The organism is Streptomyces recifensis (genome assembly GCF_002154615.1).
GTDB classification, from domain to species: domain Bacteria; phylum Actinomycetota; class Actinomycetes; order Streptomycetales; family Streptomycetaceae; genus Streptomyces; species Streptomyces griseoluteus.
Genome location: NZ_MUNH01000452.1, coordinates 1 through 4400 on the forward strand (window position 1 = coordinate 1; position 4400 = coordinate 4400).

At 70.9% G+C, this 4400-nt stretch carries 5 protein-coding genes; all 5 read left to right on the forward strand.

What is annotated here, in order from left to right; translation table 11 throughout:
* Positions 1–172: 172 nt before the first annotated feature.
* Positions 173–1015, forward strand: a complete 843-nt coding sequence (locus CCN33_RS22375) for a basic amino acid ABC transporter substrate-binding protein (protein ID WP_086695321.1) — start codon at positions 173–175, stop codon at positions 1013–1015.
* Between the two features lie 4 nt (positions 1016–1019).
* Entirely contained in the window at positions 1020–1853 is an 834-nt protein-coding gene (locus tag CCN33_RS22380; protein WP_086695322.1) for an amino acid ABC transporter permease, read from the forward strand.
* On the forward strand, positions 1850–2632 hold the full coding sequence (locus CCN33_RS22385; protein WP_086695323.1) for an amino acid ABC transporter ATP-binding protein: 783 nt from the start codon (positions 1850–1852) through the stop codon (positions 2630–2632). Before CCN33_RS22380 ends, CCN33_RS22385 begins: the two co-directional genes overlap by 4 nt.
* Before the next feature lie 43 nt (positions 2633–2675).
* Complete coding sequence (locus CCN33_RS22390; RefSeq protein ID WP_086695324.1) at positions 2676–3767, forward strand: amidohydrolase family protein; 1092 nt, start codon at positions 2676–2678, stop codon at positions 3765–3767.
* Positions 3768–3914: 147 nt separating this feature from the next.
* Positions 3915–4400, forward strand: a 486-nt coding sequence (locus tag CCN33_RS22395; protein WP_279628195.1) for an SCO1860 family LAETG-anchored protein, incomplete at its 3' end; no start/stop codon positions are given.

Consider the following 4400-nt stretch of genomic DNA (forward strand, 5'->3'; position numbering starts at 1 on the left):
CGGGGCCGGCCCCGGCAGGCCGACGGTGACGAGGGTAACTGGCGGCCTCCGTGCCGTTTTGACCGGCGACATCTTAGGCTGGACGGCCGCGTAGCCATCAGTTTGATTTGAGAGGCCCAAACCTCTCCTTATAATCGGAACCCACAGTTCCCCCGATCGGGAGATTCCCCCCATGAAGACCCTCCTTCGGCGCCGGCCCCGTGTGCTGGCAGCCATCACCGCGACGGCCGCGATCGCGCTCGTCGCCGGCTGCTCCTCCTCGGGCGGCGGGGGCGGGAAGACCACCGTCAAGGGGGTCCACCTCGCCAACGCCGGGGCGCTGACCGTCTGCACCCACCTGCCCTACCCGCCGTTCCAGTCGGTGATCGACGGCAAGGTGCAGGGCTTCGACGTCTCCCTGATCGACCTGGTCGCGGGGGACCTGGGCGTGAAGCAGAAGATCGTGGACACGCCGTTCGAGAACTTCAAGACCGGCGCCTTCCTCAACTCCGGCCAGTGCGACCTCGCCGCCGCCGGCATGACGATCACCGACGAGCGCAAGAAGAACGTCGACTTCTCCGACCCCTACTTCGAGGCCACCCAGGCCGTGCTGGTCAACAAGAAGAGCGGCATCAAGTCGCTCGCGGACCTCAAGGGCAAGAAGCTCGGCGCGCAGGCGCAGACCACCGGTGAGGACTTCGCCAAGAGCAAGGGCCTCGACCCGGTCTCCTTCCACTCCTCCGACGCGGTCCTCAACGGCCTGCGCACCGGCCAGGTCCAGGCCGTGGTCATCGACTACCCGGTGGTCCAGGGCTGGCTGAAGGACAAGGCCAACTCCTCCGCCTTCCAGGTGGTGGACAACATCAACACCGGCGAGCAGTACGGCTTCACGGTGAAGAAGGGCAACACCGCCCTGCGCGACGCGATCAACAAGGCGCTGGCCCACGCCAAGTCCGACGGCGAGTACAAGAAGATCTACGAGAAGTGGATCGGCCCCTACGACCCGTCCGCCGCCTCTCCGTCCGCGGGCTCCTGACCCGATGGCCGACACGGACACCCGCATCCAGCCCCGCAAGAAGGGCCTGACCCGCAGGCAGCGGCGCAGGCTCTCACGCGGCGCGCAGTACGTCGTCTTCGTCGCCGCCGTCCTCGCCTTCGCGTTCTCCGCGGACTGGGGACGGCTGAAGAACCAGTTCGCGCAACTGCCCATCGCCGAGCAGATGTTCCCGGACATCATCACGCTGGCGCTGAAGAACACCGTGCTCTACACGCTGTCCGGCTTCGTGGTCGGACTCGTGCTGGGCATCGTCGTCGCCCTGATGCGGCTGTCCTCCGTGGGGCCGTACCGCTGGCTCGCCGGCATCTACATCGAGATCTTCCGGGGCCTGCCCGCCCTGCTGATCTTCATCTTCGTCGGCGTCGGCGTGCCGCTGGCCTTCCCGGACGTGCAGTATCCGGGCGGCACCTACGGCAAGGTCGCGGTCGCCCTCGGCCTGGTCTCGGCCGCCTACATGGCCGAGACGATCCGGGCGGGCATCCAGGCGGTGCCCAAGGGACAGATGGAGGCGGCGCGTTCGCTGGGCTTCTCGCCCGCGCGGGCCATGATCTCCATCGTCATCCCGCAGGCGTTCCGCATCATCCTGCCCCCGCTCACCAACGAACTCGTCCTGCTCTTCAAGGACTCCTCGCTGGTGCTGTTCCTCGGTGTCACGCTGGAGGAGCGCGAGCTGTCCAAGTTCGGCAACGACCTGGCCAGCACCACCGCCAACTCCACCCCCATCCTGGTGGCCGGCCTGTGCTATCTGCTGGTCACCATCCCGCTCGGCTTCGTCGTACGCCGGATGGAGTCCAAGTCCCAGGAGGCGATCCGGTGAGCACTCCCGAGATCCGCGTCGAGGGGCTGCACAAGTCCTTCGGCGACAACCACGTCCTGCGCGGTGTCGACCTGGAGATCGGCCAGGGCGAGGTGGTCTGCGTCATCGGGCCGTCCGGCTCCGGCAAGTCCACCCTGCTGCGCTGCGTCAACCTGCTGGAGGAACCCCAGCAGGGCACCATCGTGGTCGGCGGCACCGAGCTGACCGACCCGGACGTGGACATCGACGCCGTACGCCGGCGCATCGGCATGGTGTTCCAGCAGTTCAACCTCTTCCCGCACCTCGACGTCACCGAGAACCTCACGCTGCCCCAGCGCCGGGTGCTCGGGCGGGACAAGGCGGCGGCGGAGAAGGTCGCGGCGGAGAACCTGGCGCGGGTCGGGCTCTCCGACAAGGCGCACGCCTACCCGTCCTCGCTCTCCGGCGGCCAGCAGCAGCGGGTGGCCATCGCCCGCTCGCTCGCCATGGGCCCCGAGGTGATGCTCTTCGACGAGCCCACCTCCGCGCTCGACCCCGAGCTGGTCGGTGACGTGCTCGCGGTGATGCGGGGGCTCGCCGAGGAAGGCATGACCATGATGGTCGTCACCCACGAGATGACCTTCGCCCGCGAGGTCGCGGACCGGGTCGTCTTCATGGACGGCGGCGTCATCGTCGAGCAGGGCACCCCGGAGGAGGTCATCGGGAACCCGAAGAACGAGCGGACCCGGCACTTCCTCTCCCGCGTCCTGGACCCGGCGATGGCCGAGGTGGAGGACGTACCCGGCAAGACGGAGAAGTAGCCGGGTCTTCAGCCCGGCGGGCCGCCTCACTAAGGTGCGGTGCATGAGCGATCACCCGGTGCTGCACGTGAAGGGGCGGGTCCTGGCCGGGCCCGACGACGTCCGCGACGAGCTGTGGGTGGTCGGCGGCCGCATCACCTACGACCGCCCCGCCGGCGCCGGTGACGTCAGAGCCGTCCAGGGCTGGGCGCTGCCCGGCCTGGTCGACGCCCACTGCCATGTCGGCCTCGGTGCGGAGGGCCCGGTCGACGCGGACACCGCCGAGAAGCAGGCCCTCACCGACCGCGAGGCCGGCGCCCTGCTGCTCCGGGACGCCGGTTCGCCCTCCGACACCCGCTGGGTGGACGACCGGGCGGACCTCCCGAAGATCATCCGGGCCGGCCGGCACATCGCCCGTACCCGCCGCTACATCCGGGGCTACGCCCACGAGATCGAGCCCGCCGACCTCGTCGCCTACGTCGGCCGGGAGGCGCGGCGCGGGGACGGCTGGGTCAAGCTGGTCGGCGACTGGATCGACCGGGGCGCCGGCGACCTCGCGCCCTGCTGGCCGCGCGAGGCGGTCGAGGCGGGGATCGCGGAGGCGCACCGGCTGGGCGCGCGGGTCACCGCGCACTGTTTCGCGGAGAGTTCGCTGCGGGACCTGGTGGAGTCCGGCATCGACTGCGTCGAGCACGCCACCGGCCTCACCCCCGAGCTGATCCCGCTGTTCGCGGAGCGCGGGGTCGCCATCGTGCCGACCCTGGTCAACATCGCCACCTTCCCCGACCTGGCGGCGGGCGGCGACGACAAGTACCCCCGCTGGTCGGCACATATGCGACGCCTCCATGAGCGGCGCTACGAGACGGTGCGCGACGCCTATGACGCGGGCATCCCGGTGTACGTCGGCACGGACGCGGGCGGCTCGCTGCCGCACGGGCTGGTCGCCGCCGAGGTGGCGGAACTGGTCACCGCCGGCATCCCGCCCGTCGAGGCGCTGGCCGCCACCAGCTGGGCCGCCCGCGCCTGGCTGGGCCGCCCCGGCCTGGAGGAGGGCGCCCCGGCGGACCTGGTGGTCTACGAGTCCGACCCGCGCGCCGACGTACGGGTGCTCGCGGCGCCGCGCCGGGTGGTGCTGAACGGACGGGTCGTGCAGTAGGCGGGGCGAACGGCCGTGCCCCCTTAATCGAATACGGAGGCGGAAACCCCCCGATGGAGTGAAGTAACCCAGGATCGCTGACCGTTCACCCACAGTGCGTAAGGGTTGTCGTGTCCCGAGCACGCTCCTCCTGGGGGTCCCACCGCCTTGAACAGCGACAACTTCCGCATGCCCGCACGCCGTCTCGCCGCCGTGGCGACGGCCGCCGCCCTCACCGCCGCGCCTCTGCTCCTGAGCGCGCGCCCGGCGCACGCCACCGGCGGCCACGGACGCGCCTCCGCCGCCGTACTGCGCGCCGGGCTCGACGTGTCCCTGCTCCACCGCACCGCCGACGTCCCCCTCACCCTCTCCCTCAACGAGGTCCAGGCACCGGGCGACGCCGACCGCACCGCGCTCTCGGCCCGGCTCGACGGCGTGAACCAGGGCCGCCCCTTCTCCGTACTGCGCGCCGACGTCGCCTCGGCCGCAGCCACCGCCACCGACGAGCGCGCCGAGGGCTCGGTCCGCCTCGCCAACGCCCGGCTGCACGTGCCCGGACTGCCGCTTCTCTCCCTGGTCGAGGTCGGCACGGTCACCGCCCGCGCCACCTGCGCGGCCGGAAAGGAGCCCGAGGCCGAGGCCAACGTCCTCGGC